General features: G+C 67.5%; 22 protein-coding genes and 1 other RNA gene. 12 read left to right on the top strand and 11 right to left on the bottom strand.

Annotation, left to right across the window (positions count from 1 at the left end; all coding sequences use genetic code 11):
* Together mfd and GQE99_RS12670 are read left to right on the top strand one after the other, a co-directional pair.
* The gene (gene mfd / locus GQE99_RS12675) at window positions 1-3,468 is read left to right on the top strand and encodes a transcription-repair coupling factor (RefSeq protein ID WP_161352001.1); all 3,468 of its coding nucleotides are present in this window, start codon (window positions 1-3) and stop codon (window positions 3,466-3,468) included.
* 200 nt (window positions 3,469-3,668) lie between these two features.
* Complete coding sequence (locus tag GQE99_RS12670) at window positions 3,669-4,208, top strand: hypothetical protein (protein ID WP_161352000.1); 540 nt, start codon at window positions 3,669-3,671, stop codon at window positions 4,206-4,208.
* Here GQE99_RS12670 and GQE99_RS12665 read toward each other — a convergent pair.
* The 3 genes from GQE99_RS12665 to GQE99_RS12655 all read right to left on the bottom strand — a co-directional run bounded on the left by GQE99_RS12665 (window position 4,193) and on the right by GQE99_RS12655 (window position 7,769).
* Window positions 4,193-5,434: a multidrug effflux MFS transporter gene (locus GQE99_RS12665; protein ID WP_161351999.1), complete on the bottom strand. Its 1,242-nt coding sequence runs from the start codon at window positions 5,432-5,434 to the stop codon at window positions 4,193-4,195. The genes GQE99_RS12670 and GQE99_RS12665 overlap by 16 nt on opposite strands.
* 84 nt (window positions 5,435-5,518) lie before the next feature.
* Entirely contained in the window at window positions 5,519-6,163 is a 645-nt protein-coding gene (locus GQE99_RS12660; RefSeq protein WP_161351998.1) for a DsbA family oxidoreductase, read from the bottom strand.
* 58 nt (window positions 6,164-6,221) lie between these two features.
* Entirely contained in the window at window positions 6,222-7,769 is a 1,548-nt protein-coding gene (locus GQE99_RS12655) for a class I adenylate-forming enzyme family protein (protein ID WP_161351997.1), read from the bottom strand.
* A gap of 64 nt (window positions 7,770-7,833) precedes the next feature.
* Here GQE99_RS12655 and GQE99_RS12650 point away from each other — a divergent pair, with 64 nt between their 5' ends.
* The 4 genes from GQE99_RS12650 to lpdA all read left to right on the top strand — a co-directional run bounded on the left by GQE99_RS12650 (window position 7,834) and on the right by lpdA (window position 12,046).
* Window positions 7,834-8,463, top strand: coding sequence for a helix-turn-helix domain-containing protein (locus GQE99_RS12650; RefSeq protein WP_161351996.1), 630 nt, complete (start codon window positions 7,834-7,836; stop codon window positions 8,461-8,463).
* 87 nt (window positions 8,464-8,550) lie between these two features.
* The gene (locus tag GQE99_RS12645) at window positions 8,551-9,861 is read left to right on the top strand and encodes an MFS transporter (protein ID WP_161351995.1); all 1,311 of its coding nucleotides are present in this window, start codon (window positions 8,551-8,553) and stop codon (window positions 9,859-9,861) included.
* Between the two features lie 77 nt (window positions 9,862-9,938).
* Complete coding sequence (locus tag GQE99_RS12640; RefSeq protein WP_161351994.1) at window positions 9,939-10,511, top strand: DUF924 family protein; 573 nt, start codon at window positions 9,939-9,941, stop codon at window positions 10,509-10,511.
* 140 nt (window positions 10,512-10,651) lie between these two features.
* Window positions 10,652-12,046 (top strand): dihydrolipoyl dehydrogenase, encoded by a 1,395-nt coding sequence (lpdA, locus tag GQE99_RS12635; RefSeq protein ID WP_161351993.1) that lies wholly within the window; start codon window positions 10,652-10,654, stop codon window positions 12,044-12,046.
* Between the two features lie 72 nt (window positions 12,047-12,118).
* Here lpdA and GQE99_RS12630 read toward each other — a convergent pair whose 3' ends face one another.
* Entirely contained in the window at window positions 12,119-12,442 is a 324-nt protein-coding gene (locus tag GQE99_RS12630) for a rhodanese-like domain-containing protein (protein ID WP_235917228.1), read from the bottom strand.
* 422 nt (window positions 12,443-12,864) lie between these two features.
* Between GQE99_RS12630 and uvrA the strand changes: the two genes are divergently transcribed.
* Both uvrA and GQE99_RS12620 read left to right on the top strand, forming a co-directional pair.
* Window positions 12,865-15,723, top strand: a complete 2,859-nt coding sequence (gene uvrA, locus GQE99_RS12625; protein WP_161351991.1) for an excinuclease ABC subunit UvrA — start codon at window positions 12,865-12,867, stop codon at window positions 15,721-15,723.
* The gene (locus tag GQE99_RS12620) at window positions 15,720-16,109 is read left to right on the top strand and encodes an NUDIX hydrolase (RefSeq protein WP_161351990.1); all 390 of its coding nucleotides are present in this window, start codon (window positions 15,720-15,722) and stop codon (window positions 16,107-16,109) included. Before uvrA ends, GQE99_RS12620 begins: the two co-directional genes overlap by 4 nt.
* Here the strand turns inward: GQE99_RS12620 and GQE99_RS12615 are convergent, their stop codons facing one another.
* Window positions 16,110-16,838 (bottom strand): hypothetical protein, encoded by a 729-nt coding sequence (locus GQE99_RS12615; protein ID WP_161351989.1) that lies wholly within the window; start codon window positions 16,836-16,838, stop codon window positions 16,110-16,112.
* 153 nt (window positions 16,839-16,991) lie between these two features.
* On the opposite strand from GQE99_RS12615, the gene GQE99_RS12610 reads away from it, so the two are divergent.
* Complete coding sequence (locus GQE99_RS12610) at window positions 16,992-17,888, top strand: patatin-like phospholipase family protein (RefSeq protein WP_161351988.1); 897 nt, start codon at window positions 16,992-16,994, stop codon at window positions 17,886-17,888.
* On the opposite strand, the gene GQE99_RS12605 is transcribed toward GQE99_RS12610, so the two are convergent.
* The 6 genes from GQE99_RS12605 to ssrA form a co-directional block, all read right to left on the bottom strand.
* The gene (locus GQE99_RS12605; protein ID WP_161351987.1) at window positions 17,876-18,094 is read right to left on the bottom strand and encodes a ribbon-helix-helix domain-containing protein; all 219 of its coding nucleotides are present in this window, start codon (window positions 18,092-18,094) and stop codon (window positions 17,876-17,878) included. The genes GQE99_RS12610 and GQE99_RS12605 overlap by 13 nt on opposite strands.
* The gene (locus GQE99_RS12600) at window positions 18,087-18,263 is read right to left on the bottom strand and encodes a DUF4169 family protein (protein WP_161351986.1); all 177 of its coding nucleotides are present in this window, start codon (window positions 18,261-18,263) and stop codon (window positions 18,087-18,089) included. Before GQE99_RS12600 ends, GQE99_RS12605 begins: the two co-directional genes overlap by 8 nt.
* A gap of 105 nt (window positions 18,264-18,368) precedes the next feature.
* Complete coding sequence (gene fumC / locus GQE99_RS12595) at window positions 18,369-19,763, bottom strand: class II fumarate hydratase (protein ID WP_161351985.1); 1,395 nt, start codon at window positions 19,761-19,763, stop codon at window positions 18,369-18,371.
* Between the two features lie 112 nt (window positions 19,764-19,875).
* Window positions 19,876-20,367 carry an SspB family protein gene (locus tag GQE99_RS12590; RefSeq protein WP_161352369.1) on the bottom strand — a complete coding sequence of 164 codons (492 nt, stop codon included), beginning with the start codon at window positions 20,365-20,367 and terminating at the stop codon, window positions 19,876-19,878.
* Between the two features lie 71 nt (window positions 20,368-20,438).
* Window positions 20,439-21,656 carry a chromate efflux transporter gene (chrA, locus tag GQE99_RS12585; RefSeq protein WP_161351984.1) on the bottom strand — a complete coding sequence of 406 codons (1,218 nt, stop codon included), beginning with the start codon at window positions 21,654-21,656 and terminating at the stop codon, window positions 20,439-20,441.
* 45 nt (window positions 21,657-21,701) lie between these two features.
* Window positions 21,702-22,053, bottom strand: a transfer-messenger RNA (tmRNA) gene (ssrA, locus tag GQE99_RS12580).
* A gap of 337 nt (window positions 22,054-22,390) precedes the next feature.
* On the opposite strand from ssrA, the gene acuI reads away from it, so the two are divergent.
* The 3 genes from acuI to GQE99_RS12565 all read left to right on the top strand — a co-directional run bounded on the left by acuI (window position 22,391) and on the right by GQE99_RS12565 (window position 25,673).
* Window positions 22,391-23,389: an acryloyl-CoA reductase gene (gene acuI / locus GQE99_RS12575; RefSeq protein ID WP_161351983.1), complete on the top strand. Its 999-nt coding sequence runs from the start codon at window positions 22,391-22,393 to the stop codon at window positions 23,387-23,389.
* A gap of 181 nt (window positions 23,390-23,570) precedes the next feature.
* On the top strand, window positions 23,571-23,990 hold the full coding sequence (locus tag GQE99_RS12570) for a universal stress protein (protein ID WP_161351982.1): 420 nt from the start codon (window positions 23,571-23,573) through the stop codon (window positions 23,988-23,990).
* 24 nt (window positions 23,991-24,014) lie between these two features.
* The gene (locus GQE99_RS12565) at window positions 24,015-25,673 is read left to right on the top strand and encodes a BCCT family transporter (RefSeq protein ID WP_161351981.1); all 1,659 of its coding nucleotides are present in this window, start codon (window positions 24,015-24,017) and stop codon (window positions 25,671-25,673) included.
* The last annotated feature ends 12 nt before the right edge of the window (window positions 25,674-25,685 follow it).

Here is a 25,685-nt window from a genome sequence, read left to right as displayed (position 1 = left end):
ATGACGCGCCGCGACCACATCACCCTTTCGGGGGCGCCCGAAGGCTTTGACGCCCTTCTCGTCTCACGCGAACTGGAAAAGACCGGCGGGCCGGTCATCCACGTGGCGCGCGACGACAAGCGCCTTGCGGCGATGCAGGCCGCGCTGTCCTTCTTCGCGCCCGATGTCACGGTCCTGACCTTCCCGGCCTGGGACGTGCTGCCCTTCGACCGGATGTCGCCCAACGCGGACGTATCGGCCGCGCGCATGGCCACGCTGGCCGCACTGGCCCACGGCATGCCGGGGCGCTTCATCCTGCTGACGACGCTCAACGCCGCGACCCAGCGCGTGCCTGCGCGCGAGGTGCTGGCGGAGGCGAGTTGGTCGGCCACCGTCGACAACCGGATCGACGTGGGCGGGCTGCGTGCCTTCCTGGTGCGCATGGGCTTTTCGCAGGCCCCGACCGTCACCGAACCTGGCGACTTCGCGGTGCGCGGCGGGATCATCGACATCTACCCGCCCGGTGAAGCCGGGCCCGTGCGGCTCGACCTGTTCGGCGACGTGCTCGACGGCGCGCGCCGCTTCGACCCGGTCAGCCAGATGACGACCGAGACTCTGTCGGCGATCGAGCTTGCCCCGGTATCCGAGGTGATCCTCGACGAGGCGGCGATCACGCGGTTCCGGCAGAACTACCGCGTCGAGTTCGGCGCGGGCGGCTCCGACGACCCGCTCTACGAGGCGGTGAGCGCGGGGCGCAAGCATTCGGGCATGGAGCATTGGCTGCCCTTCTTCCACGAACGTCTCGAGACGGTCTTCGACTACCTCCCCGGCGCCTCCGTGATGCTCGACGACCAGGTCGACGCGGCCCGCGTCGCCCGGTGGGAGGGGATCGAGGACCAGTACCAGGCCCGACGGGAGGCGATGCTGGACAGGAACCGGCTCGACACGGTCTACAAGCCCTGTCCGCCGGGGATGCTCTACCTCGACGATGCCGCCTGGGACGCGGCGCTGGCCGACATGCGGGTGCTGCAGCTCGTGGCGCTGCCGCAGCCCACGGGGCCCGGCGTGGTGGACGGCGGCGGGCGCATCGGGCGCAACTTCTCGCCGGAGCGACAGCAGGAAAAGATCAACCTTTTCGAGGTGTTGGCCTCACATATTCGTGCGCGACGCGAAGAGGGGCCGGTTGTCGTCGCCTCCTATTCCGAGGGCGCCCGCGAACGCGTCGCCGGGCTTCTGTCGGACGAGGACCTGACGGCCCAGACCGAGGTCGCCGATTTCCGCGACGTGCCGGACGCCAAGGGCGGGCTCTACCTCGCGGTCTGGCCGCTCGAACACGGCTTCGAGGCCCCCGGCCTCACGGTGATCTCCGAACAGGACGTGCTGGGTGACCGGCTGATCCGCGCACCGAAGCGCAAGCGCCGGGCCGAGAATTTCCTGACGGAGCACCAGTCGCTCAGCCCCGGCGAGCTGATCGTGCACGTCGACCACGGCGTGGGCATCTATCGCGGGCTCGAAACGGTCGAGGCGCTCGGTGCGCCGCATGATTGCGTGCTCCTGGAATATGCCGGCGGCGACCGGCTGTACCTGCCTGTCGAGAACATCGAGCTTCTGTCCAAGTACGGCCATGAAGAGGGGCTTCTCGACAAGCTGGGCGGCGGTGCGTGGCAAGCCAAGAAGGCCCGGCTCAAGGAACGCATCCGCGAGGTTGCCGACAAGCTCATCCGGCTGGCCGCCGAGCGCGCGTTGCGCAAGGCCCCGGTGCTCGAGGCGCCGCATCACGCCTGGGAGGAATTCTCGGCGCGCTTCCCCTACACCGAGACCGACGACCAACTCTCGGCCATCGGCGACGTGATCGAGGACCTGTCGGCGGGCACGCCGATGGACCGGCTGATCTGCGGCGACGTGGGCTTCGGCAAGACCGAGGTGGCGATGCGCGCGGCCTTCGTGGCGGCGATGACGGGCATGCAGGTCGCGGTGATCGCGCCGACCACGCTGCTCGCCCGCCAGCATTACAAGAGCTTCGCGGAGCGTTTCCGGGGCTTTCCGATCCAGGTCAGTCAGCTGAGCCGCTTCGTCGGCCAGGGCGAGGCGCAGCGCACCCGCGAGGGCATCAAGGACGGCACCGTCGACATCGTCGTGGGCACCCATGCGCTCTTGTCGAAGAGCGTGCGGTTCAAGGACCTCGGACTTCTCGTCATCGACGAGGAGCAGCGCTTCGGCGTGACCCACAAGGAACGGCTCAAGGCCATGCGCTCGGACGTGCACGTGCTCACCCTCAGCGCCACGCCGATCCCGCGCACGCTCCAGATGAGCCTGTCGGGGGTGCGCGATCTGTCGATCATCGGCACGCCGCCGGTCGACCGCCTGTCGATTCGCACCTACGTGTCGGAGTTCGACACGGTGACGATCCGCGAGGCGCTTCTGCGCGAGCATTACCGGGGCGGGCAGAGCTTCTTCGTCGTGCCCCGCGTGAAGGACGTGGCCGAGGTGCAGGCCTTCCTCGAAAGCCAGGTGCCCGAGGTCAGTTTCGTGACCGCCACGGGCCAGATGGCCGCGGGCGAGCTCGATGACCGGATGAACGCTTTCTACGACGGCAAGTACGACGTGCTGGTGGCGACGACCATCGTGGAATCGGGTCTCGACATCCCGACCGCGAACACCATGATCGTGTGGCGCGCGGACATGTTCGGGTTGGCCCAGCTCTACCAGATCCGGGGCCGCGTGGGCCGCGCGAAGACGCGGGCCTATTGCTACCTCACCACCAAGCCGCGCGTGCCGCTGACTGCGGGTGCGGAGAAGCGGCTCAAGGTGCTGGGATCGCTCGACAGCCTGGGCGCAGGGTTCATGCTGGCAAGCCAGGACCTCGACATCCGCGGGGCCGGCAACCTGCTGGGTGAAGAGCAGTCGGGCCAGATGAACGAGGTGGGCTACGAGCTTTACCAGAACATGCTCGAGGACGCGATCGCCAAGATCCGCTCGGGCGAGATGGAAGGGCTCACGGAATACGAGGAAACCTGGGCGCCCCAGATCAACCTGGGCGTCCCTGTCATGATCCCGGAAGAATACGTGCCCGATCTCGACGTGCGCCTGGGCCTCTACCGCCGGCTGTCCGACCTGACCACCAAGGTGGAGCTCGAGGGCTTCGCGGCCGAACTCATCGACCGCTTCGGCAAATTGCCGAAGGAGGTGAACACGCTGCTCCTGATCGTGCGCATCAAGGCGATGTGCAAGAAGGCCGGGATCGCGCGACTGGACGGCGGGCCGAAGGGCGCGACGATCCAGTTCCACAACGACAAGTTCGCCTCGCCCACGGGGCTGGTGGAGTTCATGCAGGACCAGCGTGGGCTCGCCAAGGTGAAGGACAACAAGATCGTCGTGCGCCGGGACTGGAAGAAAGACTCCGACAAGATCAAGGGCGCCTTCGCCATCGCGCGCGACCTGGCCGAGAAGGTCGTGGCCGAGAAGAAGAAGGCGAAGGCCAAGGCCTGAGCGCCCTCCGGCGGGGATGTCCTGCCCCGCGTTGTAACCATCGCATGATCTCGACGCGATTTCGGCGTCGGAACCCCCGCGCCCCCCGCCGTTGACCCGGCGGGGGGCGCCGTGGTTCAGTTTCCGGCATTTGTACGAGGATCGCGCGGCCGTCCCGGCCGACCGGGCATGCCGCGCTGTTGAGAGGAGATTTTGCGACAATGATTGCACGACACCTGTTTCGCCCCCTGGCCGCCGCCCTTGCCATCTGCGCGCTCGCGACGCCGGCCGCGGCGCAGGACGACAACCCGGTCTGCGGGCCGGACAGCTTCAGGTTCGACGTCTCGAAAATCGGCCCGCACATCACCGGGCAATGGACCGGGACGGCCCCCGGGATCGGCGTGACGATGGGGGTGCAGACCTTCACCATGACCATCTCGATGAACAACGGTCGCCTCTACATCTCGGACGGTGCCCGCAAGGCGGAGCTGAGGCCGGTGCACGGCACGCGCAAGGCGCTGCGCTATGACTTCCTGAAAGGGAAGGCCCTGCCGAAAGCCGCCCACGCGGTGGACGTTTCGGTCGATGATTTCGGGCTGGTGCTGGGCTGCGACATGAACGTGGCGCCGCAATTCGCCTGGACCTTCGGGGCGGGCAGCCGGCGCTCGGACGGGATCTATTCCTTCGGATCGCCGCACCACGCGCTCGGGACGATGTGGAACTCGGCGCGCGGTGCGCGCGAGGTCTATCTCTCGCGCTGACGCCGCTCGCGGCCCATGTCGGTGACGACCAGCATCAGGGCGATGAAGGAACACGCCACCGCGCCGGCCATGAGCGGGCGGGGCGTGCCGTCGAAGAGCTGGCCCAGGGTCGCCGCGATGGGCATGCCCAGCCCCATGCCGAAGGCGCCGATCACCGCCGCCGCGGTGCCCGCGACATGCCCGAGCGGTTCCATCGCGAGCGCGGTGACATTGCCCAGCGTGAGGCCGTTGATGAAGAAAAGCGAGGTCGACCAGATCATGAAGACGGCGATCCGCGTGCCGTCGCTTGCCTGTTCCATGTGCCCGAAGACCCACAAGCCAAGCGCGACCCCCGCGAAGAGCACCTGGGAGCCGAAGGCGGCGATCAGCATCCGGCGCATGCCGACATGCATCACGAGCCGCGAGTTGACGAAACCGGCAAGCGCGGCCAGCACCGAGACGCCGGCGAAGTAGAGCGGGAAGGCGTCACCCACGCCCATCGCGTCGACCCAGAGCTGTTCCGCGGTGCTGAGATAGGCGATGAACTGGCCGTACATCATCACCTGGACCAGCAGGTAGCGGACGGAGACGGGCGTGGTCAGCACTTCGCGCGCGGCCGCGGCCACGGGCTTCAGGCGGAAGGCGCGGCGGTGCGCGGGGTCGAGCGTTTCGGGCTGGCGCAGCAGGAACCAGGTGAGGATGGCGGTGCCGAAAAGCACGTAGACGCCGAAAAGTCCCCGCCAGCCAACGACGAAGATGATCTGTTGGCCCATGAGTGGGGCGAGCGCGGGCACCGCCACGAAGAACATGAAGATGAGCGAAGCCACGCGCGCCTGCTGCGCGCCGCTGAAGAGGTCGCGGGTCACGGTCTGCGACACGGTGCGCGCGGCCGCGGCGCCGGCACCCATCACGAAGCGGAAGAACACGAGCATCTCGAGCGAGGTGGCGAAGGCCGCGCCGATGGCGGCGGCCGCGTAGAGCCCGATCCCCGCCGTGAGTGCCGCGCGGCGCCCGATACTGTCGGAGAGCGGCCCGAAGACGAGCATCCCGGCACCGCCGCCCAGAAGGAAGATGCTCACGAGGAACTGGGTCTTCGACTTGTCGTCGGGGGCGAGCTCGGCCGCGAGCTCGGTCATCGCCGGCAGGATCGAATCCGTCGAGAACGCCATGAGCGACATGAGCGCGGCGAGGAGGGCGACGAGTTCGATCGTGCCGATGCGGCGTATCTGGGAAGCGTCCTGGGACATGTGCCTGCGGTAATTACGTGCGCATGGCATACGATTTTCCGCCCGGGATGGCCAGAGCCCCCCCCGGGCACATCCGCTGTGCGCTCAGGCTTCGCCTTCGACCTGTCCCGCGAGCTCGTCGATCACGTTGAGCCAGAGGTCCGTGGGCTGCGCGCCGGGCACCACGTGCTGGTTGGCGATCACGAAGGTGGGGACCGCGTTCACGCCCTTTTCGCGCGCGTCGATGTCACGGGCGCGGATGTCGTCGGTGTCGGCCTCGGTCTCGAAAAGCCGCTCCACCATCGCCCGGTCCATCTCCGCATCTTCGGCGATGTCGGCCAGCACCGCGCGGTCGCCGATGTCGCGTCCGTCCACGAAGTAGGCGTGGAAGAGCTTGGAGACGATGGCGGTCTGGCGCCCCTCGAGATGCGCCCAGTGGATGAGCCGGTGCGCGTCGATGGTCGAGGGCGTGCGCGCCATGCCGTCGAGGTTGATCTCCAGCCCGCTCGCTTCGGCCTCTTTCTGGACCGGGAGATAGGCCTGCACCGCGCCTTCCTTGCCGCCGAACTTGGCCTCGAGATAGGCGCGCCGGTCCATGCCTTCGCGGGGCATGTCGGGGTTCAGCATGAAGGGGTGCCATTCGATGTCGAACGGGTGGTTCGGACGCTGAAGCAGCGCGGCGTCGAGCCGGGCCTTGCCGATGTAGCACCACGGGCAGACCGGGTCGGAGAAGATGTAGAGCTTGATCATGGCCCTCTCCTAGCTCCATGCGGGGGAAATGTCACCGGGCTCGCGCAGGCGTGAGCGCTCAGCCGGTGCGCAGATGCCCGTCGAACTCTCCCGCCTCGGCGCGGCGGCGCAGATCGCGGCGCAGCACCTTGTTGTTCGCCCCGCGCGGCAGGGCTTCGAGCGGGATGAAGACGCGCGGGCACTTGTAGCGGGCGAGCCGGTCGGCGGCGTGGGCCGCAAGCTCCGCCGCGTCAGGCTGCGTGCCCGGTTCGGCCACGTAAAAGAGCGCGATGATCTTCGCGGTGTCCTTGATGGCGATCTCCACCGCGGCGGCTTCGTGCACCTCGGGATGGGTGAGCAGGGCGGCTTCGACCTCGACCGGGGAGACGCGGAAGCCGCCCGCGTTCATCATGTCGTCGTCGCGGCCGAGATAGCGGATCGCGCCGTCATCGGTCATCTCGACGGTGTCGCCGGTCAGGAACCAGTCGCCGCGGTAGCGCGCGCGGGTCTCGTCCTCGGCGCCCACGTAGCCCAGCATCAGGCCGGGGTCGTCGCGGTGGACGGCGAGCACGCCGGCCTCGCCGCGCGCGACCGGCCCGTCGTCTCCCAGGACCGCCACGTGGCGTCCCGGCTGCGGATAGCCCAGCGTGCCAGCGGGCGCGGGGTGCGACGGGTTGCCGGAGACGAACGTTGAGCACTCGGACATGCCGAAAGCTTCGTGGAGCGTGGTGCCGGTCGCCTCTTCCCAGGCCGCGCGGATCGGGTCGGCCAGCTTCTCGCCCGCCGTGAGCCCGTGGCGCAGGGCGGGCGTCGCGGGCATCCCGGCGCGCAGCAACTGGCGATAGACGCCGGGGGCGGCCGCGAAGATGGTGACGCGCTCCGCGGCGATCAGCGCAGGCAGGTCGGCGGGTTTCGTGCCGGGGGCGGGGATCAGCGCAGTGGCGCCGCGTGACCATGGGTCCATGAGCCCGGTGCCCAGCGTGTAGGTCCAGTTGAACGCACCCGCATGCATCAGCCGGTCGTCGGGGGTGAGCCCGTACCAGCCGTCCCACATCATCCGGCGCGCCCAGATCGCCCGGTGGGCGTGCAGCACCGCGCGCGCCGTGCCCGAGGTGCCGGAGGTGAAGATCGCGTAGGCCGGGCGGTTCGGGTCGCCCAGGTGGTACGCGGCCGCCGGGCCATCCGCGAGGTCGTGAAGGGCGGCCTCGGGCAGGACCGGGCAGGGCAGCGGGTCGGGCAGGGCGATGCCGTCGCCGGCCACGATGAGCGCCGGGCCGATCTGTGCGGCCATCCCGGTGATCTCGCGCGCCGTCAGCTGGGCCGAGGTCGGCACGGGCACGAGCCCGGCAGCGATCGCGCCGAGGAAGGCCAGCGGGAACTCGACGCTGTTGCCCAGCCGCAGAAGCACCCGGTCGCCGGGGGCGAGGCCGCGGGCAAGGAGACCGCCCGCGATCCCCCGCACCGCGCGCTCGAGCCGCGCGTAGCTCCAGTCGTCGCGCGGAGAGCCCAGCACCGACAGTGCCAGCTTGTCCGGCGCGGCCCGGGCGTCGGTCAGCACGTAACGGGCCATGTTGAAGGCGGCGGGCGGCGGCGGCAGCGCGGGGCCGGGGGCGGTTTCGGCGATCATGGCGACACCTAGTCCCGCCGTGCGCGCAGTTGCAATAGGGCACCATTCGCGCCTAATACATCGCATGACCGACACCGACCCCAAGATCCCCAGCCTGATCCGGCTGGCCCGCGAAAGCGGCGGCACGGCGCCCGATCCCCAGCCGCTCGACCTGGGGGAGCGCGTGCGCGAACTGCGCAAGTCGCGCGGCTGGACGCTTGAACAGGCCGCGACGCAGGCGGGGCTTGCCCGTTCGACCCTGTCCAAGATCGAGAACGGCCAGATGTCGCCGACCTTCGAGGCGTTGAAGAAGCTGGCGGTGGGGCTCGAGATCTCGGTCCCGCAGCTCTTCACCCCGCCCGAGGACCCGCGCGTGTCGGGGCGCATGACGGTGACCAAGAGCGGCGAGGGGCAGGCCCATCCCACGGCGACCTACGAACACGAATTGCTGGCAGGGGCCCTGACCAAGAAATCCATGCTGCCCTACCGCGCCCGCGTGCGTGCGCGCAGCTTCGACGAATTCGACGGCTGGGTGCGCCACGATGGCGAGGAATTCCTCTACGTCCTCACCGGTGAGATCCGTTTCATCACCGAGTTCTACGAGCCCGTCGACATGCGCCGGGGCGACAGCGCCTATTACGACGCGTCGATGGGGCACAACGTGATCTCGACCAGCCCGGAGGACGCGACGATCCTGTGGGTGACGTCCCTCTGACGGGATTTGCCGCCGAGGGCGCGCACAAGGCTCGCATCCCGGCGCGGGGGCTGCTAGGCGATTGGCACTGATCGCAAGGAGCGCGCGATGATTCAGGTACTTGGCAACTCCTGGGCCCTGTTGCTCGGGATCATGTTTCTGATGGTCGGTAACGGTATCCAGGGCACGCTCCTGGGTATTCGTGGCGGCATCGAGGGCTTTTCGACCTTCGAGATGTCCATCGTCATGTCGAGCTACTTCGTGGGCTTCCTGTTCGGTTCGCGCCTTGCACCCGAGCTGATCCGGCGGGTGGGCCACGTGCGGGTGTTCGCCGCGCTGTGTTCGTTCATCTCGGCGGTGCTGATCCTCTATCCCACGCTGACCGACCCGATCGCGTGGTCGGCGCTGCGCCTGTTCGTGGGCTTCTGCTTTTCCGGCGTCTACGTGACCGCCGAGAGCTGGCTCAACAACCAGGCGACGAACGAAACGCGGGGCACGTCGCTGGCGCTCTACCTCATCGTGCAGATGATCGGCGTGATCGCGGCGCAGGGCCTCGTGGCCGTGGGCGATCCGTCGGGCTTCATTCTCTTCATCCTGCCCTCCGTGCTGGTGTCGATCTCCTTCGCGCCGATCCTCCTGTCGATCTCGCCCACGCCCGCCTTCGACACGGCGCGGCGCATGACGCTGCGCGATCTCTTCCGCAATTCGCCGCTGGGGGCCGTGGGCATGATACTCGTGGGCGGGGCGAACGCGGCCGTGTTCGGCATGGCCGGTGTCTATGGCACCGAGGCCGGGCTTCCGGTGTCGCAGCTGTCGCTCTTCGTTGCGATGTTCTACGTAGGCGGGCTGGTGCTGCAGGTGCCGATCGGCTTCGTGTCCGACCGCGTGGACCGGCGGCTCGTCATCATCGGCGCGGCCGCGGTGGCGATCGCCGCGTCGCTGGCCGGGTGGCTCCTGCCGCAGTTCGTGCTGCTCCTGACCGCGGCCTTCTTCATCGGCGGGATGCTGGGGCCGCTCTACGGCCTGCTGATCGCGCACACCAACGACTTCCTCGACAACGAGGACATGGCGTCCGGGGCGGCAGGTCTGATGTTCCTCAACGGCATCGGCGCCATCGCCGGCCCGCTGGCCGTCGGCTGGATCATGGGACCCCTGGGCTCGCAGGGGTTCTTCGTCGTGCTGGCCGTGCTGTGCACCGCGGTGATGCTCTATGGCCTGTGGCGCACCACGCGGCGTCCGTCGGTGCCGGTCGACGAGACCGCGAGCTACGCCCCGGTCTTCAGCCAGACCTCCCCGGTCGCGATGGAGCTCGCGACCGAGTACTACGCCGACGCGCTGGAGGAAGTGGCCGAGGCGAACGAGGCGGAAGCCGCGGAACCCGACACCGAAGACACACATGCGTCATCGACAATGCGTTGACGCGGAGTCCGCTTGATACGATGTAGAAATTTTGCAAGCGTCGATCTTGAGGACAGGTGACGGCCGAGGAGGGTACGATGGCCAAACCCGAAGAGATACTGAGCTTCTGGCTGGACGAGGTCGGGCCGAAGGGCTGGTACGAAGGCTCCGACGAGCTGGACCGCGAGATCACCGAGAGATTTGGTGAAGCCTGGCGCGAGGCGACCGACGGCGCCTATTCGCTCTGGCTGACCTATCCCAGTGGCACGCTCGCCTACATCATTCTCATGGACCAGTTTCCGCGCAACATGTTCCGGGGGCAGGGCAAGGCCTTCGCCACGGACCGGGTGGCGCTGGCGGCCGCGAAATGCGCGATCGACAAGCATTGGGACATGAAGATCGACGAGCCGGCCCGCCAGTTCTTCTACATGCCGCTCATGCATTCCGAGAGCCTGATCGACCAGGACCGCTGCGTGCGCCTGATGCTCACGCGGATGCCGGAGACCGGCAAGCAGAACCTGTTGCACGCGAAGGTCCACCGCGAGGTGATCCGCCGCTTCGGCCGCTTCCCCTACCGCAACGAGGCGCTGTCGCGCGAAACCACCGGCCCCGAGGCGGCCTTCGTGGCCGAGGGTGGCTACGGCGCGATGCTGCGGGAAATGTCCGCCTGACCGGGCGATCCGAATCGACTAGGGTGACAGGGCCCGGTGGTTCTGCCGCCGGGCGTTGTTTTTGCACGGTTTTCTGCGGCGATTGAAGCGCCTGCGGAAATAGTTTAAAGGTAAACTACTTTTTCGCGAGGGAGAATTCGATGGCTGACACCAGCTTTGACGTGATCGTGGTCGGTTCCGGCCCGGGCGGCTACGTCGCCGCGATCCGCGCCGCGCAACTCGGGCTCAAGACCGCGGTGGTCGAGCGCGATCATCTGGGCGGCATCTGCCTCAACTGGGGCTGCATCCCGACCAAGGCGCTCCTGCGCACCGCGGAAGTCTTCCACCTGATGCACCGGGCCAAGGATTTCGGCCTGTCCGTCGAGAAGCCCGACTTCGACCTGGGCAAGGTCGTGGACCGTTCGCGCGGGGTGGCCAAGCAGCTCTCCTCCGGGGTCCAGCACCTGCTCAAGAAGAACAAGGTGACGGTCTTCATGGGCGAGGGGTCGGTCCCGGCCAAGGGCAAGGTTTCGGTCAAGACCGACAAGGGGACCGAGGAGCTTACCGCCAAGAACATCATCCTCGCCACCGGCGCCCGTGCACGCCAGCTGCCGGGGCTCGAGGCCGACGGCGATCTCGTCTGGACCTACAAGGACGCGCTGAAGCCGGTGCGGATGCCCAAGAAGCTGCTCGTCATCGGCTCGGGCGCAATCGGGATCGAGTTCGCGAGCTTCTTCAACACGCTCGGCGCCGACACGACGGTGGTCGAGGTCATGGACCGCGTGCTGCCGGTGGAGGACGCCGAGATCTCGGCCTTCGCCAAGAAGCAGTTCGAGAAGCAGGGCATGAAGATCCGCGAGAAGTCGACGGTCAAGAAGCTGGACCGCGGCAAGGGCAAGGTCACCGCGCATATCGAGAAGGACGGCAAGACCGAGACCGAAGAGTTCGATACCGTGATCTCGGCCGTGGGCATCGTCGGCAATGTCGAGGGGCTCGGGCTCGAAGAGCTCGGGGTCAAGGTGGACCGCACCCATGTCGTCACCGACGAATACTGCCGCACGGGCGTCGACGGCGTCTATGCCATCGGCGACATCGCCGGCGCGCCCTGGTTGGCCCACAAGGCGAGCCACGAGGGCGTCATGGTGGCCGAGCTGATCGCGGGCCAGCATGCGCACCCGGTCAAGCCCGAAAGCATCGCGGGCTGCACGTACTGCAACCCCCAGGTCGCCAGCGTGGGCTACACCGAGGCAAAGGCCAAGGAGCTGGGCTACGAGATCAAGGTCGGCAAGTTCCCCTTCATCGGCAACGGCAAGGCCATCGCGCTTGGCGAACCGGAGGGGCTGGTGAAGACGATCTTCGACGCCAAGACCGGCGAGCTTCTGGGCGCCCACATGGTCGGGGCCGAGGTGACCGAGCTCATCCAGGGCTACGTCGTGGGCCGCCAGCTCGAGACCACGGAAGAAGACCTCATGGCCTCGGTCTTCCCGCATCCGACGCTGTCGGAGATGATGCACGAGAGCGTGCTGGACGCTTACGGGCGCGCGATCCACTTCTGATCGGACCGCGATCCTGAAACGCGAAACGGGGGCCGCTCGGCCCCCGTTTTCATGTGCGGTTGCGTGGCGCGCTCAGGCGCGTTCGACTTCGCCGCCGGCCATCTGCCAATGGCCCAGGCCGCCGATGTTCGACACGTCGTGGCCGAAGCCCTGGAACACCTGCGCGGCCATCGACGAACGCCCGCCCGAGGCGCAGTAGACCGCGATGGGCTTTCCGTCCTTGAGCGCCGGGTGGAAATCCGGGCTGCGCGGGTCGGCCTGCATGCGCAGGGTCGCGAGCGGCATGTGCACCGCGCCCTTCGCCTTGCCGGAAACGGCGAGTTCGTTGGCGTCGCGCACGTCGACGACGGTCACTTCGCCCTTCGCCGCGCGTTCGACGGCGTCCTTGGCACTCATTGCGGGCATGGTGTGCCCTCCAAACATTGCTTTCAACATGGAACATGTCCTCTTGTTCGTGGTTGACGCAAATATATTCGTAAAAATGCATATGACAAGACCCCGCCGCACGGGGCGGGGAAAACCGCCGCTCCGGTCACAACTTCGCGCGTGAACCCGGTGCGCGCGGGGGCGATCCGGCGGCTGCCGGGAGCGGCGTGGGATGGCCGCGACCGGGCAGGGCGCGCGGCGGGACCGAACGAAGACAGAGGCTTGGCCGTCCCGGGTGCAATGGATCCAGACCCGGGGGCTGCGCGTAGGGGGAGAGCAGGTCCTTGCCGAGGCACGCCGCCGGAACGCCGTGTTCACACTTCGTTCGCATTTTCGGTTTGCGCCTCGCCATGTTTGCCTTATCTATTGGGGCGTCCCTCCCGAGGTGTGAAATGCCGGAACTCAAGTTCATCGAAGTGCGCGGCGCGCGCGAACACAATCTGAAGTCGGTCGACGTCGACATTCCGCGCGACGAGCTGGTGGTGATCACCGGCCTGTCGGGCTCGGGCAAGTCGTCGCTGGCCTTCGACACGATCTACGCGGAGGGGCAGCGCCGGTATGTCGAGTCGCTTTCGGCCTATGCGCGCCAGTTCCTCGACATGATGGAAAAGCCGGACGTGGACCACATCGCGGGGCTGAGCCCGGCGATCTCGATCGAACAGAAGACCACGTCGAAGAACCCGCGCTCCACCGTCGGCACGGTGACCGAAATCTACGACTACCTGCGCCTGCTCTTCGCGCGCGCCGGTACGCCCTATTCGCCCGCCACCGGGCTGCCCATCGAGGCGCAGCAGGTGCAGGACATGGTCGACCAGATCATGAAGATGGAAGAGGGCACACGCGCCTACCTTCTTGCCCCGATGGTACGCGACCGGAAGGGCGAGTACCGCAAGGAATTCGCCGAGCTGCGCAAGCAGGGCTTCCAGCGCGTGAAGGTGGACGGCGCCTTCTACGAGCTCGAGGAACCGCCCACGCTCGACAAGAAGTTCCGCCACAACATCGACGTGGTGGTCGACCGGATCGTCGTGCGCGAAGGGCTCGAAACCCGGCTGGCCGACAGCTTGCGCACCGCGCTGGACCTCGCCGACGGGATCGCGGTGCTGGAAACCGCGCCGAAGGAGGGCGAGCCGGAGCGCATCACCTTCTCCGAGAATTTCGCCTGTCCCGTCTCGGGCTTCACGATCCCCGAGATCGAGCCGCGCCTGTTTTCGTTCAACGCGCCCTTCGGGGCCTGTCCGACCTGTGACGGTCTGGGCCAGGAGCTCTTCTTCGACGAACGCCTCGTCGTCCCCGACGCGGCGCTCCAAGTCTATGACGGGGCGATCGCGCCGTGGCGCAAGGGCAAGTCGCCGTATTTCCGCCAGACGATCGAGTCGATCGCGCGGCACTACGACTTCGACATGAAGACCCCGTGGAAGGACCTGCCGGCCCACGTCCAGCAGGTCTTCCTGCACGGCTCGGGTGACGAGGAGATCAAGTTCCGCTTCGACGAAGGCGGCCGGGTCTACGAGGTGACGCGGCCCTTCGAGGGCGTGATCCCGAACATGGAGCGGCGCTACCGCGAGACGGATTCGAACTGGGTGCGCGAGGAATTTGAGCGTTACCAGAACAACCGCCCGTGCGGCGATTGTGGCGGCTACCGGCTGCGCGAAGAGGCGCTGGCGGTGAAGATCGCCGGTCTGCACATCGGCCACGTGGTCGAGATGTCGATCAAGGAAGCTTACGAATGGTGCAAGACGGTGCCCGAGCACCTGACCGCCCAGAAGAATGAGATCGCGCGCGCCATCCTCAAGGAAATCCGCGAACGTCTTGGCTTCCTCAACAATGTCGGGCTCGAATACCTGACCATGAGCCGCAATTCCGGCACGCTGTCGGGGGGTGAGAGCCAGCGCATCCGGCTGGCCAGCCAGATCGGTTCCGGCCTGACGGGCGTGCTCTACGTTCTCGATGAGCCGTCCATCGGCCTGCACCAGCGTGACAACGGGCGGCTTCTGACGACGCTCAAGAACCTGCGTGACCAGGGCAACACCGTGATCGTGGTCGAACACGACGAAGAGGCGATCCGGGAGGCGGATTACGTCTTCGACATCGGTCCCGGGGCGGGCGTTCACGGCGGGCAGGTCGTGTCGCAGGGCAAGCCCGAGGACATCGCGGCCGACCCCGCCTCGCTCACCGGGCAGTACCTGGCGGGCACGCGCGAGATCGCGGTGCCGCCGGAGCGGCGGCCGGGCAACGGCAAGTCGGTGTCGGTGGTGAAGGCGACCGGCAACAACCTCAAGGAGGTGACGGCCGACTTCCCGCTGGGCCGCTTCGTCTGCGTGACCGGCGTGTCCGGTGGCGGCAAGTCCACGCTGACCATCGAGACCTTGTTCAAGGCGGCCTCCATGCGTCTCAACGGTGCCCGCCAGACGCCGGCGCCCTGCGAGACGATCAAGGGGCTCGAGCATCTCGACAAGGTCATCGACATCGATCAACGGCCCATCGGGCGCACGCCGCGTTCGAACCCCGCCACCTACACCGGGGCCTTCACCCCGATCCGCGAATGGTTCGCCGGGCTGCCGGAGGCCAAGGCGCGCGGCTACAAGCCGGGGCGGTTCTCCTTCAACGTGAAGGGCGGGCGCTGCGAGGCGTGCCAGGGCGACGGTGTCATCAAGATCGAGATGCACTTCCTGCCCGACGTCTACGTCGAGTGCGAGACCTGCAAGGGCAAGCGCTACAACCGCGAGACGCTCGAGGTGCAATTCAAGGGCAAGTCGATCGCGGACGTGCTCGACATGACGGTCGAGGAGGCGCAGGACTTCTTCAAGGCCGTGCCGTCGATCCGCGAGAAGATGGACGCGCTGATGCGCGTGGGCCTGGGCTACGTCAAGGTGGGCCAGCAGGCCACGACGCTGTCGGGCGGCGAGGCGCAGCGTGTGAAGCTGTCCAAGGAGCTGTCGAAGCGCTCGACGGGCCGCACGCTCTACATCCTCGACGAGCCGACCACGGGCCTGCATTTCGAGGACGTGAAGAAGCTGCTCGAGGTGCTGCACGAGCTCGTGGACGCCGGTAACACGGTGGTGGTGATCGAGCACAACCTCGACGTCATCAAGACCGCCGACTGGATCCTCGACATCGGACCCGAGGGCGGTGACGGCGGTGGCACGCTCGTGGCGACCGGCACGCCCGAGGACGTGGCCGAGGTCGGCGCCTCGCACACCGGGCGCTACCTCAAGGACATGCTGAACGCGCGGCGCACGGCGGCCGAATGACGGTCGTCGACGCGGCGCTCGCGGTCGTGGTGCATCGCGACCACGTGCTGCTCGTGCGTCGCCGCAACCCGCCTGACGCGGGGCTCTGGGGCTATCCCGGCGGGCGGGTCGAGCCCGGCGAAGCGCCGGCCGAGGCCGCCATCCGGGAATTGCGGGAAGAGACCGGGGTCGAGGCGCGCCCGTCGCGCGCGCTCACGCTGATCGAGGTGCGCCAGGAGGGCTTCGCCTTCGACCTGCACGCGCACCTGTGTTCCTACGTCACCGGGACACCCGCACCGGCCGATGACGTCTCCGCCGCCGAATGGGTCCCCGCACACGAAGTCCTGGCGCGGTCCCGGCCGATGAGCCGGGACGTGGACGGGGTGCTCAGGCTCGCGCTCGGCTGATCAGGCCGCGCCGGTGCGCGCCGGGCGGAAGCGGATGAACTCTGCCACCATGATGATGGCAAGAAGCCCCGCGCCCGCGAGCGCCAGCCAGGCGACCGTCTGCACGTCGCCCCAGTTCTTCACGGCGATGGCGACCAGCGCCCAGACCGTCGAGAGGAAGTAGATCGGCTCATCGCGCCGCATCCCGTGCACCACGAGCGCGGTGGCGAAGGCAAGAACGATGCCGATATAGGCCCAGGTCACTTCGCCGTAGGCGATCTCGAACCCGGCGCCGGTGAGACCCAGCGAGGCATAGCTCGCCGCCGTGAGCCAGCCGGCGTAGAAGGCGATCGGCGCCTTGCCGAGCCAACGGTCCCGGGCCGGGGCGCGCGCGAGCGCTATGGCGGCGGTGAACAGCATCGCGAAGATCAGGATCGTCGCCCAGATCGGCGACACCATCGCGACCGGCAACCAGGCCGCGCCGATCACCAACGAGATGAGCAGGGGCAGGCGGTGCCGGTTCCAGTCCGGGTCGTCGTGACGCTTGAACAGCCCGAAGCCGGTCGAAATCACCAGCCACAGGTAGATCGGCCCCCAGATCGCGAAGGCATAGCCCGCGGGCTGCACCGGCGGATCGGTCTGCGGGTTTGGGTAGAGGTTCGGGTCGAAGCCGCCGAAGCCCGGCGTCGTGAAGGGGCCGAGGGCAAAGGCCACGGCCGCGACGAAAAGCAGGATGGATAATGCACGCATGATCTGTGCTCCTTGTTTTTGAACGGAAAACGTGTGCCCGGACGGATTGGTTCAATTCCGCCCGTGCGCGGGCGAGTCGTTCCCGTTAACGTGATGATATCATCACGGGCGGCATCGCCGAATGGCGGTCGAAGGAGACGAAGGAGGGATCGCATGGGACATGAGCCGGTGATCGGGCTGGCGCTCGGCTCGGGCGGCGCGCGGGGCTGGTGCCATATCGGCGTGCTGGAAGAGCTCGACCGGATCGGCGTGCGCCCCGGCGTGATCGCGGGGACGTCGATGGGGGCGCTGGTGGGCGTCGCCTGGGCCTCGGGCAAGCTCGACGCGCTGAAGCAATGGGTGGGCGAACTCACGCCGCGCCGGTTCCTCGGCCTCATCGACCCGCGCTTCAAGGGCGGGCTGGTCGAGGCGCAGGAAATCACCCGGATGCTGGCGGACATCGGCGTGCCCGAGCGGCTGGAGGACCTCGACTTCCCGTTCACCGCCGTGGCCACCGACATGCGTACCGGGCGGGAGATCTGGTTCGACGAGGGCCCGACCTACCCGGCGGTGCGCGCCTCGGTCGGCATCCCGGGCGTGATGACGCCGCTCTGGCACGAGGGCATGTGGCTGCTCGACGGCGGGCTGGTGAACCCGGTGCCGGTCTCGGCGGTCTTCGCCAAGCGGGCCGAGTTCATCATCGCCGTGAACCCCAACGCCAAGCGCCCCGGACGGGCGTGGAAGGACGAGGCGCGCGAGGACGAGGCGGGCAGCTGGCTCGAGATGCTGCCGCCGGCGATCTCGGAGGCGCTGGGATTGAACGGGTCGGAGGCAGGCCGCGACGCGCCGAATTACTTCACGGTGCTTAACGCCTCGATCGACATCATGACCGAGCAGATCCGCCGCGCCCGTTTCGCGGGCGAGCCGCCGCACGTGGTGCTCGACGCGGCCTTCGACGACCTCACGGTCCTTGAGCTCTTTCGCGGCGACGAGGCGATCGCCGAGGGGCGGCGCATGGTCAAGGACAAGGAAGAGGAAATCCGGGAGCTCTGCGACCTTCACCCGCGGTAATGGCGCAGCACGTAGAGCCGGATCGCGGAGCCCAGCCCCGAGGAGAGGCCGCGCGCTTCGTCGATCTCGGCGGCGAGTTCGTTGATTCCCTTGCCCTGGGCCTCGGCAATCTCGCGGAACGCGTCCCAGAACTCGTCCTCGAGCGAGATCGAGGTCCGGTGACCCCGGAGCGTCACCGAGTGCTTGCGGGGGCGGGCGTCAGTCATCCTTGCGGTGCTGGTCGAGCGTCCTGCGTGCCTTCGCGGCCTCGGCTGCCTCGCGGGCCTTCTGGGCCTTGGTGCGCCCGAACCGCGCGGCATTCTCGTCGCCCTGCGCGCGTTTCTCGGCGCGGGCGCGTGCCTTGCGGGCCTGGTTCAGGTTGGTGACCTTGGACATGGGACAAGGATGGCGCGATGCGGCGCGTTCGGCAATGCCGCATGCGTATTTTCGGAAAGATGAAAAGGGGACGTGCCGCCGGGCGCCGGGCCCGGCGGCACAGGATCAGGCCTTGGGGCCGATCATCTGTTCGGGGCGCACGACCTCTTCGAAGGTCTTTTCGTCCACGAAGCCGAGATTGATGGCTTCTTCCTTGAGCGTGGTGCCGTTCTTGTGCGCGGTCTTGGCCACCTTGGTGGCGTTGTCGTAACCGATCGTGGGCGCGAGCGCGGTCACCAGCATCAGGCTTTCGCGCATGAGCTTCTCGATGCGCTCCTCGTTGGCCTGGATGCCGTTCAGCATCCGCTCGGTGAAGCTGTCGGCCGCGTCGCCCAGGAGCTGGATCGACTGGAGCAGGTTGTAGCTCATCATCGGGTTGTAGACGTTGAGCTCGAAGTGGCCCTGGCTGCCCGCGAACTTGATCGCCGCGTCGTTGCCCATCACGTGGGCCGCGACCTGGGTCAGCGCCTCGGCCTGCGTCGGGTTCACCTTGCCCGGCATGATCGAGGAGCCCGGTTCGTTCTCCGGCAGGATGAGCTCACCAAGGCCCGAGCGGGGACCCGAGCCCAGGAAGCGGATGTCGTTGGCGATCTTGTAGGCCGAGCCCGCCACGGTCGCGATGGCGCCGGACAGGAAGACCATCGCGTCATGGGCCGAGAGCGCCTCGAACTTGTTGGGCGCGGTGACGAAGGGCAGGTCGGTGATGCGCGCCATGTTGGCCGCGACCTCTTCGCCCCAGCCGGGACGGGTGTTGAGCCCGGTGCCCACGGCGGTGCCGCCCTGGGCGAGCTCGTAGATGCCCGGCAGGCCGGCCTTCACGCGTTCGATCCCCTGGCGGATCATGTGGGCGTAGCCCGAGAATTCCTGTCCCAGGGTGAGCGGCGTGGCGTCCTGCGTGTGGGTACGGCCAATCTTGATGATGTCCTTGAATTCCTCGGACTTCGCCTCGAGCCCGGCGGCGAGTTTCTCCAGCCCCGGCAGGAGCACGTCGCGCACCGACATGGCCGTGGCGATGTGCATCGCCGTCGGGAAAGTGTCGTTCGAGGACTGGCCCATGTTGCAGTGATCGTTGGGGTGCACCGGGTCCTTGGTGCCGATCTGGCCGCCCAGGATCTCGATCGCGCGGTTCGCGATGACCTCGTTGGCGTTCATGTTGGACTGGGTGCCCGACCCGGTCTGCCACACGACCAGCGGGAAGTTGTCGTCGAACTTGCCCGCCACGACCTCGGAGGCCGCCTGGATGATCGCGTCTGCAAGGTTCGCGTCGAGCGCGCCGGAGGCCTTGTTGGCTTCTGCGCAGGCCTGCTTGATGACGCCCAGCGCGCGGACGATGGCCACGGGCTGCTTTTCCCAGCCGATCGGGAAGTTCATCAGCGAGCGCTGCGTCTGGGCCCCCCAGTACTTGTCTGCGGGCACCTCGAGCGGGCCGAAGCTGTCGGTTTCTGTGCGGGTCTCGGTCATGGCAAAAGGCCTCCAGATGCTGTCGGGGCCTTCATACCAAGTCGCGCGGGCGGTGCAACGGCCTTGCTGTATACGATGGAATGCAAAGCGCGGGCGGGGGCCCGCGCGCAGCCTACTTGCGGAAGCTGTCGAGGCTCACGACCTCGGCGTCCTTGTGGGGCGCGTCGTCGTCGGTGTCGTCGTCCTTCGTCTCGGCCGCGGGGCGTTCGCCCAGCTCCTCGATCTCCGCGTCCTCGTCCGCGTCGCTGTCGTCCTGCGTCTCGAAACGCAGGCCGAATTCGACGGACGGGTCCACGAAGGTGCGGATCGCGTCGAAGGGGATGTAGAGGCGCTCCGGCGCATCGCCGAAGTTCAGCGTCACCGCGAAGCCGTCCTCGGTGACCTCCAGATCCTCGAACCAATGCTGCATGACCACCGTCATGTCCTCCGGAAACCGGTCCGACAGCCAGTCGGCGATTTCCACGTCGGGATGCATGGTGTCGAAGGTGATGAAGAAGTGATGCGCGCCGGGCAGCCCGTTTTCGGACACGTCGGTAAGCACCTTGCGGATCAGGCTCCGCATGGCGTCGTGCATCAGGTTTCCGTAATCGATCGACCGCGACATGTAGGTTCCCATGGTCTGTTGCCTTCACCATAAGGGATTCGAAGGCGATGAAAAGCCGGATGGCGCTTTTTTCACAGGATGGCGCCGATGGCCAGACCCGCGGCCGCGAGGAGCGGCAGGGCCGCGAGGAGGGGCAGGCGCAGGGCCGCGAGAAGCAGCGCGGCAAGGGCGGTGAGGCCGAGCGCCGGCAGGGACAGGGTGTCCGGCGCAATGGTGCCGCCCGCGAAGAGGACGTGGCGCGCGAAGAAGAGGGCAAGCGCGGCGATCACGCCCACGACGGCGGCGCTGACGGCCTCCAGCGCGCGGGCGAGGCGGGGCTGCGCGGTCAGCCGGTCGAGGTGCGGCCCCAGCGTGAACACGAGCCCGAAACAGGGCGCGAAGATCGCCCAGAGCGTGAGAACGCCCGCCGCGAGGATGCCACCGAGGCCCAGCGGAGCAGCGGCGACCATGCCGGCGAACTGGGTGACGAGGATGAGCGGGCCCGGCGTGGTCTCGGCCAGCCCCAGCCCGTCGGCCATCTGTTCGGGCGTGAGCCATCCCTGGGTCTCGACCAAAGCCTGCGCCATCCAGGCGAGCGCCGCGTAGGCGCCGCCGAAGCTCAGGATGGCGAGGCGCGAGAAGAAAGCGGTGATCTCTGTCAGCCGGGCCTCGCCCGCGAGCCAGGCGAGGGCGAGGGGGGCGAGCCAGATCAGCGTCCAGGCGGCCGCGGTGAGGACCGTGGCGCGCAGCGGCGGGGCATGGGCCTCGGCGCGGGTGTCGTCGCCGGAGACGAGAAAGCCCGCGAGGGCGGCCGCGAGCACCACGACGGGGAAAGGGAGGTCGAACGCGGCCAGCGCCACGAAGGCGGCCAGGGCGAGCCCCCCGGCGCGCCAGTCGCCCAGCACGCGGGTGCCCAGGCGCAGGAGCGCTGTGGCGACCACCACGATGACGGCGGCCTTGATGCCGAGGAAGGCGGCCTCGACGCCGGGGAGCTGGCCCCATTCCAGGTAGGCCAACGCGAGAAGCGCCATGATCGCGGCGCCGGGCAGCACGAAGAGCGCCCCGGCCAGAAGCCCGCCGGGCACGCCGCGCAGCCGCCAGCCGGCGTAGGTGGCCAGCTGCATGGCCTCGGGGCCGGGCAGGAGCATGGCGAAGCTGAGCGCCCGGGTGAAAACGGTGTCGGTGAGCCACCCGCGCGTTTCGACCAGCTCGCGGTGCATCACGCCGATCTGGGCCACCGGCCCGCCGAAGGACAAAAGACCGATCTTCAGGAAACTACGCGTGAGAGGGGCGAGAGCAACGGGGGTCATGTCCGCGAGTGGGACCGCAAAAAGACAACGGCAGCAAGACATGAAAATGCAGGCTTCTGTTGCCAGGTGCCTGCGAACCCCGCCAGCCGTTGCTAGACGACTGGGCTTAAATTTCGGTCTTTCTTACCGCTTAGGCGGCAAGAGCAACCGGAGCACGATTGTCGTTGGCAATTATGCATAGTGAACCGATAACGGTGGTATCTCACCGGGACAAAGCTAACCCCTTTAGACGTTCGTCGATCCTGTTTCGGCCCCTTGATCCCCCAACGATGGGATATTTGGTGGAGCCGCCGGGTACCGCCCCCGGGTCCGATCCGCTTATTACGAGCGCGTTTATGTCCATAGTCCCTTGCGGGACACCCGAGATATAGGGCGGCGTCACCGGTTTGAGAAGGGGGTGGATGCTAAATCCGGCGCGGATTTTGATGCGAAATCGTGCGACGAATTCGGGTCCGGGGCGATTTCGGCGTCGAAAATGGGGTTTCAGGGTCGCAGGGCGGCGCCCCGGGCTCGCGGTCGCGGAAAACCACCACCTGCGCCCCGTTGCGCACCGCGCGAAGGAGGCGCGCCGCTGCTTGCGCGTCGAAAACGGCGTGGCCAGTCGTCGGCAGAGAACGGTCCGGGGCTTTCCATGCAGGCCATCCTGCCCGCAAAGTGGTCAACGGACGCTCAAGCGGGGCCTTCCCACACCTGCGTGCCTGTCCTACACCCAAGGGAACCAGAGGAGGATCCCCATGTTCAAAGCCCTGCTGCTCACCCAGAACGACGACGGCGTCGCCAGTGCCGCGATCACCGAGCTGTCCGAAGACGATCTGCCCTCGGGCGGGGACGTGACGGTCGCGGTCGAGTATTCCACCGTCAACTACAAGGACGGGCTGTGCCTCTCTCCCAAGGGCGGCGGGCTGGTGCGTCATTACCCGCATGTGGCGGGGATCGACTTCGCGGGCACGGTCGAGGCGTCGGACGACGACCGTTACAAGCCGGGCGACAAGGTGGTTCTCACGGGCTGGCGCGTGGGCGAAGCGCATTGGGGCGGCTATGCCCAGAAGGCGCGGGTGAAGGCCGATTGGCTCGTCCCGCTGCCCGAGGGGCTGACCACGAAACAGGCGATGGCGGTGGGCACCGCGGGCTTCACCGCGATGCTGGCCGTGATGGCGCTCGAGGACCACGGGCTCGCCCCCGGCCACGGCGAGGTGCTGGTGACGGGCGCGGCCGGCGGTGTCGGATCGGTCGCGACGGCGATTCTCGCAAATCTCGGCTATTCGGTCGCGGGTGTCACCGGGCGGCCGGAGACGGCCGACTACCTGCGGGACCTGGGGGCCGCGCGGATCGTCCCGCGCGTGGAGCTCAACGAGACCGTGAAGCGGCCGCTCGAATCCGAGACCTGGGCGGGCTGTGTCGATGCGGTGGGCGGCGAGATGCTGGCGCGCGTGCTGGGCCAGATGAAATACGGCGCCTCGGTCGCGGCCGTCGGGCTGGCGGGGGGCGCGGCTCTCCCGGCCACGGTGGTGCCGTTCCTTCTGCGCGGCGTGAACCTCCTGGGCATCGACAGCGTGATGCAGCCATACGAGAACCGGCTGCGCGCCTGGGAGCGGGTCGCACGCGACCTTCCGATGGAGAAGCTCGAATCGATGGTTCAGCCCGCGACGCTCTCCGATCTGCCAAAGCTGGGCGCCGATATCCTCAACGGCCAGGTGAAGGGCCGGGTGGTCGTCGACGTGAACGCCGACTAACCCACGACCGACCGTCCTCGTCCCATTTGCGACCCCGGTGTCGCAAATGGCGAAAGACATTGGAAAAACACCCATTTCGCGCTAACCTATCCTTACGGGCGGACGCGATGCGGAGGCGCCGCATCGCCCCCCATGGGCAAGAACAAGACGCGGGCCAGTACCCGCGCGCGAGAGGGGGACCATGTTCAAACACATCATGGCGCCGGTCGATCTGGCGCATTTGGACGGTTTGGAGCATGCGCTGAAGGTCACGGCCGACATCGCCAAGCTCTATGATTGCGACGTGACCTACGTGGGCGTCGCGGCCAACACGCCCGGCAAGCTGGGCCACAACCCTGACGAGTTCCGCAGCAAGGTCGCGGAATTCGCGGCCCAGCAGGGTGAACTCCACGGACTGAAGACCAAGGGCCACGCGATGACTTCGCATGACCCGACCACGGAGCTCGACGACGCGCTGATGAAGGGTGTCGACGAGACCGGGGCCGACCTCGTCGTCATGCAGAGCCATGTGCCGGGGCTGATGGACTACATCTGGCCCTCCAACGGCGGCAAGGTCGCGGGGCATGCGAAATGCTCCGTTCTGGTCGTGCGCGGCGATTGAACAGCGAACAGGGAAGGACGTGACATGACAGATACCGACGACCAGGGGATCCCGTCACCGACGGGCCATTCCGACCTGATCGAGACCGATTACGAAATCGGTCAGGACAATATCGAAACGAATATCGGGCCCTTCGGGCTCGACATCCACAACCCGGTGTTCCTCATCTCCGGGCTCTCGGTCATCGCCTTCGTGTTCTACACGCTGGCGCTGCCCGATCAGGCGGGCTCGGCGTTCTCGGCGATGTTTTCCTGGGTGACGAAAGGGTTCGACTGGTTCTTCCTCGGGGCCGCGAACCTCTTCGTGATCTTCTGCCTGCTCCTCATCATCACGCCGCTCGGCAACGTGCGGCTCGGTGGCGTCGACGCGACACCGGACTACAGCTACGTCGGATGGTTCGCGATGCTCTTCGCGGCCGGCATGGGCATCGGGCTCATGTTCTACGGCGTGTCCGAGCCGATGACGCACTTCTCGACCGCGATGGGCGGGACGACCGTCGAGAACGGGGTGCGCACCGACTGGGCGCCGCTCGGCGGGGCCGAGGGCAACCAGCAGGAGGCGATCCGGCTGGGCATGGCGGCGACGATCTTTCACTGGGGTCTGCACCCCTGGGCGATCTACGCGGTGGTGGCGCTGTCGCTGGCGCTCTTCAGCTACAACAAGGGCCTGCCGCTCTCGATCCGCTCGGCCTTCTACCCGATCCTGGGCGAGCGCGTCTGGGGCTGGTGGGGCCACATCATCGACACGCTGGCGGTGTTCGCGACGCTCTTCGGTCTCGCGACCTCGCTGGGGCTCGGGGCGACGCAGGCCAATGCCGGTCTGAACGAGCTCTTCGGGATTCCGGTCAACAACACGGCCGAGGTGCTCCTGATTTCCGGGATCACGGCGGTGGCTCTGGTCTCGATCATCCGGGGCCTGGACGGTGGCGTGAAGCTCCTGTCCGAGATCAACATGGGCCTCGCGGGTCTCCTGCTGCTCTTCACGCTGATCGTCGGGCCGACCGTCGCCGTGCTCACGGGCTTCGTCGACTACCTGGTGGCGTACTTCCAGTACCTGCCGGCGCTGTCGAACCCGGTGGGCCGTGAAGACGTGAACTTCATGCAGGGCTGGACCTCGTTCTACTGGGCCTGGTGGATCTCCTGGTCGCCGTTCGTGGGCATGTTCATCGCCCGCGTGAGCCGTGGCCGCACGGTGCGCGAGTTCATCGTCAGCGTGCTTCTGATCCCCTCGCTCGTCTGCGTGCTCTGGATGGCCGTCTTCGGCGGCACCGCGATCCAGCAGGTCGTGCAGGACGGCTACACCGTCGCGCAGGACGCGGCGCTCGAACTCAAGCTCTTCAAGATGCTCGACGTTCTGCCGCTGGCCGGCCTCACCTCGCTCGTCGGGATCGTCCTGGTGATCGTGTTCTTCGTGACCTCGTCGGACTCCGGTTCGCTGGTCATCGACACGATCACGGCGGGCGGCAAGGTCGACGCGCCGGTGCCGCAGCGTGTGTTCTGGGCCATCTTCGAGGGCGCCGTGGCCATCGTGCTGCTGCTCTCGGCCGGGGGGCTCAGTTCGCTGCAATCCATGGTGATCTCGACGGGGCTTCCGTTCACCGTGGTGCTGCTCATCATGTGCTTCTCGATCTGGCGCGGTCTCGTGGCCGAACGCCAGTCGGTCAAGCTGGCCGCGGCCGAGTAAGAACAGGGTCCC

The organism is Maritimibacter harenae, assembly GCF_009882975.1.
GTDB classification, from domain to species: domain Bacteria; phylum Pseudomonadota; class Alphaproteobacteria; order Rhodobacterales; family Rhodobacteraceae; genus Maritimibacter; species Maritimibacter harenae.
This window is presented reverse-complemented; position numbering and strand designations above follow the sequence as displayed.

Bases quoted from the DNA above. Each gene is read 5' to 3' on its own strand.
- mfd (WP_161352001.1), top strand. From the start codon at position 1: ATGACGCGCCGCGACCACATCACCCTTTCGGGGGCGCCCGAAGGCTTT.
- GQE99_RS12670 (WP_161352000.1), top strand. From the start codon at position 3,669: ATGATTGCACGACACCTGTTTCGCCCCCTGGCCGCCGCCCTTGCCATC.
- GQE99_RS12665 (WP_161351999.1), bottom strand. From the start codon at position 5,434: ATGTCCCAGGACGCTTCCCAGATACGCCGCATCGGCACGATCGAACTC.
- GQE99_RS12660 (WP_161351998.1), bottom strand. From the start codon at position 6,163: ATGATCAAGCTCTACATCTTCTCCGACCCGGTCTGCCCGTGGTGCTAC.
- GQE99_RS12655 (WP_161351997.1), bottom strand. From the start codon at position 7,769: ATGATCGCCGAAACCGCCCCCGGCCCCGCGCTGCCGCCGCCGCCCGCC.
- GQE99_RS12650 (WP_161351996.1), top strand. From the start codon at position 7,834: ATGACCGACACCGACCCCAAGATCCCCAGCCTGATCCGGCTGGCCCGC.
- GQE99_RS12645 (WP_161351995.1), top strand. From the start codon at position 8,551: ATGATTCAGGTACTTGGCAACTCCTGGGCCCTGTTGCTCGGGATCATG.
- GQE99_RS12640 (WP_161351994.1), top strand. From the start codon at position 9,939: ATGGCCAAACCCGAAGAGATACTGAGCTTCTGGCTGGACGAGGTCGGG.
- lpdA (WP_161351993.1), top strand. From the start codon at position 10,652: ATGGCTGACACCAGCTTTGACGTGATCGTGGTCGGTTCCGGCCCGGGC.
- GQE99_RS12630 (WP_235917228.1), bottom strand. From the start codon at position 12,442: ATGAGTGCCAAGGACGCCGTCGAACGCGCGGCGAAGGGCGAAGTGACC.
- uvrA (WP_161351991.1), top strand. From the start codon at position 12,865: ATGCCGGAACTCAAGTTCATCGAAGTGCGCGGCGCGCGCGAACACAAT.
- GQE99_RS12620 (WP_161351990.1), top strand. From the start codon at position 15,720: ATGACGGTCGTCGACGCGGCGCTCGCGGTCGTGGTGCATCGCGACCAC.
- GQE99_RS12615 (WP_161351989.1), bottom strand. From the start codon at position 16,838: ATGCGTGCATTATCCATCCTGCTTTTCGTCGCGGCCGTGGCCTTTGCC.
- GQE99_RS12610 (WP_161351988.1), top strand. From the start codon at position 16,992: ATGGGACATGAGCCGGTGATCGGGCTGGCGCTCGGCTCGGGCGGCGCG.
- GQE99_RS12605 (WP_161351987.1), bottom strand. From the start codon at position 18,094: ATGACTGACGCCCGCCCCCGCAAGCACTCGGTGACGCTCCGGGGTCAC.
- GQE99_RS12600 (WP_161351986.1), bottom strand. From the start codon at position 18,263: ATGTCCAAGGTCACCAACCTGAACCAGGCCCGCAAGGCACGCGCCCGC.
- fumC (WP_161351985.1), bottom strand. From the start codon at position 19,763: ATGACCGAGACCCGCACAGAAACCGACAGCTTCGGCCCGCTCGAGGTG.
- GQE99_RS12590 (WP_161352369.1), bottom strand. From the start codon at position 20,367: ATGTCGCGGTCGATCGATTACGGAAACCTGATGCACGACGCCATGCGG.
- chrA (WP_161351984.1), bottom strand. From the start codon at position 21,656: ATGACCCCCGTTGCTCTCGCCCCTCTCACGCGTAGTTTCCTGAAGATC.
- acuI (WP_161351983.1), top strand. From the start codon at position 22,391: ATGTTCAAAGCCCTGCTGCTCACCCAGAACGACGACGGCGTCGCCAGT.
- GQE99_RS12570 (WP_161351982.1), top strand. From the start codon at position 23,571: ATGTTCAAACACATCATGGCGCCGGTCGATCTGGCGCATTTGGACGGT.
- GQE99_RS12565 (WP_161351981.1), top strand. From the start codon at position 24,015: ATGACAGATACCGACGACCAGGGGATCCCGTCACCGACGGGCCATTCC.